General features: G+C 50.1%; 5 protein-coding genes. 3 read left to right on the top strand and 2 right to left on the bottom strand.

The window, feature by feature from the left end:
• Positions 1–451: 451 nt before the first annotated feature.
• Positions 452–1,867: a hypothetical protein gene (locus VE954_RS00640; protein WP_324948578.1), complete on the top strand. Its 1,416-nt coding sequence runs from the start codon at positions 452–454 to the stop codon at positions 1,865–1,867.
• A gap of 61 nt (positions 1,868–1,928) precedes the next feature.
• On the opposite strand, the gene VE954_RS00635 is transcribed toward VE954_RS00640, so the two are convergent.
• Positions 1,929–2,126 (bottom strand): hypothetical protein, encoded by a 198-nt coding sequence (locus tag VE954_RS00635; RefSeq protein WP_324948576.1) that lies wholly within the window; start codon positions 2,124–2,126, stop codon positions 1,929–1,931.
• Between the two features lie 208 nt (positions 2,127–2,334).
• Here VE954_RS00635 and VE954_RS00630 point away from each other — a divergent pair, with 208 nt between their 5' ends.
• Positions 2,335–2,958: a hypothetical protein gene (locus VE954_RS00630; RefSeq protein WP_324948574.1), complete on the top strand. Its 624-nt coding sequence runs from the start codon at positions 2,335–2,337 to the stop codon at positions 2,956–2,958.
• A 407-nt stretch (positions 2,959–3,365) separates the two neighbouring features.
• A complete protein-coding gene (locus tag VE954_RS00625) occupies positions 3,366–3,752 on the top strand; it encodes a hypothetical protein (protein ID WP_324948572.1) in 387 nt (128 codons plus the stop codon).
• 92 nt (positions 3,753–3,844) lie between these two features.
• On the opposite strand, the gene VE954_RS44030 is transcribed toward VE954_RS00625, so the two are convergent.
• A partial coding sequence (locus VE954_RS44030) for an IS3 family transposase (RefSeq protein ID WP_414698956.1) occupies positions 3,845–4,069 on the bottom strand: 225 nt, incomplete at its 5' end.

Below are 4,069 nucleotides of genomic sequence, written 5' to 3'. Positions count from 1 at the left end.
TCGTAGCATTGTTTCAAGAACGCCGCTGCGATCAAGCCGCGACCTGCAGCTTGACTCATATCGAGAGTGCCACCGGCCAAACGACCAAAACATTCTTTAAGCGTAGGTGTATCTTCGAACGCCACAAAGGGCACGTCCGAGAGATCCTGCTCCCAGTCTACCAACCTTACTTTCGACCCGTCCCAAAGAATCTGTTTTGTGATGGATTTGCCCAATGAACATCGCAAAACTCGCCGTATCTGTAAGAATCATTCCCCGAGCATCCTAATCAGCCAAACAATCCTTTACACTCCAGTATGATTTTACCCCCACAATCGCGCTTAAATTAACGCAGCTCGTTTAACCAACTTCCTTAACTGTATGTTTTGAAAAACCAAACAAAAATTAAATAAAGTAAAGGCGAACCGTTCCGAGATTGCTTTCGTATTTCGTAATTTCAAAGGAAGCATTCATGTATAGCAAAATTATCCCTGCAATTCTTACGGTAGCCGGTTTAGCGGCATGCGGCCAGTCTTCCAGTAAAAGCGATGACACAACAGCCACGACGGGCGGCACGACAACTGGCACGACACGTACGGCCACAGGTGCAGTTCAGGCAACCAGCGTCGACGAGTTGGGCATGAGCGGAGCATTGAACATAGTCTTGCCTGACGCCATTTCAGACGGTAGCTCGGGACTCCGCCTTGCAGGGCAAAAATCAATGGAAGCCTGCCTGATGCGTGAGAGTGCCAAGCAACTCGTCACTCAGATTGATATGATCTCCAGCACACTTTGTCATATCGAAGCCGAGGGCAAAAACATCCCTTGGAATACTCCAGTCGTACTGGATGTTAGCGAAATGGCAGCTGCCGCAGCAAGACTCGCCGATGGGAACTCTGATGGTCTCGATGATGACACAGGATTGCCTGTCGGTGGACCTCCCTCTGGCGCGCCCACGAGCGGCGCACCCGACCAGGGTCCTCCTGATACCAGCTCTACTGGTGGACCAGGAGACGTAAGCAGCTTTACGATACCCAAGATAGGTATCTATGCCGATGACACAGACGGCAATAAAATTGCGGTTTATATCTGTGAAGGCGAGACCACGGATGCGATGAAACTGGTTCAAGCCTTCAAAATAACGGGTTCGAAGTCCATTACTAAAGCCGGCAAAACCCTCAAGGTTAGCAAAGGCACCATCAATATCGCATCCGGCAACGACACCATGGGTACCTTCAAAGGTGCTATTGGCTTTGACTCCAACTATACAGCCGCAGATGTCACAGCCCTTAACCTGGAAGTGAAGTTTGGTTTTACCGGTTTTTCGTTTGCCCAGAAGTTTGAACTCAGCTCCAATGATGCCGGCTTAAGCAAAGTCTCGATTTCGGAAACTGGTACGATGGATTTTGGTGTTGGTGATCCCTTCACCTTCAAAAATGCTGGTATCGGCATGTTCGACTCTGAAAACGGCAACGTTTTCTATTCCTATGATGGCAATGGCCAAACATTTGCAACCCAAGCCTGCGTTGACTCCGATAGTTATCTCGCTGACTGCAGCGCCGCAAAATTCGCCACGGGTGGTGATTTGCACCTGAAGACCACCGATGTTCCAGGGGTTTTGCCAGCAAGCTTTTCACCTACAGCTCCCTCTGGATTTGATTGCGCGACAGCGGATTGGTCCAAAACTATCACTCCATCCACCGACTCAACCACGGTTGCAAAACATCAAGCTTGTGATGCAGGTTTGATGGAAAAGGCGAGCAGCGGCGGCGGCATGGGCGATTGCTTCTCCGATCAATCCTACGCTCAAAGCAGCCAGGCCGTGGATATTGAATTCACGGAAGAAAAGCCTGGTGACTTCGAACCAGAACTTGGTCTGCGCAAATAAGCGAATCGTAGAATGGCAATCTACGGGTGGTGGCAACACCACCCGTTTGCTTTTCCAAGCCTCAGTCGTGCCCAAAGCAATCCAACAGCAGATCTTCCGTGTCACGCGGAAAGTAATAGCTGCTGGCCATGACTTCGATGCGTGGAGAAGGTTTGCCTAGGCATTCTGCAAGTTTACTCGCTCCTGGCAAATCCTGAACACGGGTATCAAAAATTCCAAGCGTTTTGCGACCAACTTGGAATCTTTCTTCAATTGACAATGGTTTCCGCCTCGCCTGCCCCCGAGCGCACAAGACTCACAAAAAAACGCGGTAGAACCATTCTCGCACGACGAGTGCAGTAGGTAATTTCCCGAGTATTGCGCAAAAAAATTTTTATGCTAAGCATGGACAAATTAATTGTGAGCTATGTGTTGCGAATGACTTGACTTGAGCAAGTATGTTTTTCATTTTTACTTGAGGAGTTACCATGCGTCTAGTTATTGGTCTTTTGACTCTATTCCTGGGTACGGTTGCGATCGCACGACCTGATCAACTTTTGCCAACTGCTGCTGACCCTGACTCGAGCGAGCCGAACCTGGACAAACAGGCTTTTCCCTATATCTACTTCGATCGGGACCAGGTGCTGCTGCAGGGTATCGACTTTGATGCGACCCTCAGAATCGCCGAGATCGAACTGGAACAGGGAGGAACCGATTCTGTCATTACGATTTGGGCCATCCGGGATCAGATCATGTCTCCCGCGACTGCGGCCCGAATCAGTGATTTGTACTTTCAATACATCGATGGACCGGGAATTCAGGGCTCCACCCACGACTTTTCTGTCTGGCATTTTGCGTGGGCCATAGGCAACATCTATCGACTCGGCGACGATGACGTCAAGTATGTCATGCAGAAGGCCTATGCCAACGCACTGGAACGACCAAAGACGCTGGGCGTTCCGTTCAGTGCAATTCTTCAGAAACAACTGACCGACAAGTGGATCTATATGGGCGACGCTCATGACACAGGACGTGCCTATGCGCGTGCCCACATCGTGATTCCCGGAAATCCTCTCTATCTGCAGAGCTTTGACGACTACGTAGCGAAGTAAGCAAGGGCCGTGGTTTTCGGCCATGCCACGATCGAGCCCGGAGGTTCCTGCCAAGAGCCGGGTGACCGGAAGTCTTCCCAACGCCAGCCCCGAATGGTTCCCACCATCTGGGGCAACCGGGTTTAGAAGCCGCTACCTGAATCTTAGGTACATGAGGAAACATTATAAGGGTTGGTATGTGGTCATCCTGTTGGATTCGGATTCTTGATGAGGCAACCCCTGGCTATCGGCACTTCTACGTGGATCTGCTTGAACTCACCAGAGCCGAAATTGCCTTCACGCTTCGCGGGGGCACCGTACAATTGAAATCATTGAGCTGGAATGACGGTTTCTTCTACTCGTAGAGGCTGGTATGGGCTGCTTTTTTTTCGCTTTCGTGGCAGGATAGCTTGAATCCAGGAGGACTTATGGCAGGCTTTTTGAAATGGACGCTTCTAGCTGGACTTGCTCTTTTGAATCGAGATGCCTACTCAAAAGAGATGTCGGGATTCCGACATTTTGTGGGTGGAGCTTTGTCGGTCGTGCCGGGATTTGGACTTGGCCACACGGTCCAGTCTCGATGGCGCGAAAGTGGCTGGATTTTTACTGCCGGGGATGTGGTTTTCTTCTTTGGGCCACGGGGGATAACAGGAAGTCCGCCGCGCCGGGAGTTGTTGGATATGTGGGATTTAGGATATGGGAAATGTATGACGCTATCGTTGTGCCCTTTGAAAGCCAACGAAGTACCGAAATTTATCCATCAAGCAACCAGAATCGAGTTCAGTCTCATGGGACTGTTATGCCCGTCCTATTGAATTTCGTCGATCGAACTCAGAAAATTCGCAAATATCCTGGAATAGGGATGGTTTGGACAATCTAGGTTTTCGGTCATTGAGTATATGCATTTTTATTCTGCACATATAGGTCCGATCGATCCGAATTCGTTAAGTCGCCGTTCCACCAAGTTCGGAGCTCGGTCCATCTTATGCGATGATTGCGTGGTAAACCTGGATTTCCTGGGCTTTCGTGCCTGTATCCCGGCTTCTTTCATCAGTCTTGCGATTCGATCCTTGCCAACAGGCGCGCCTTTGAAATCCGGCTCCTGCTTTATCCGCCGGCTGCCATATGTCTT

It is taken from the genome of Oligoflexus sp. (assembly GCF_035638955.1).
Classification (GTDB): Bacteria; Bdellovibrionota_B; Oligoflexia; order Oligoflexales; family Oligoflexaceae; genus Oligoflexus.
Note: the sequence above shows the minus strand (reverse complement) of the source record. Positions and strands in the feature narration are given on the sequence as shown.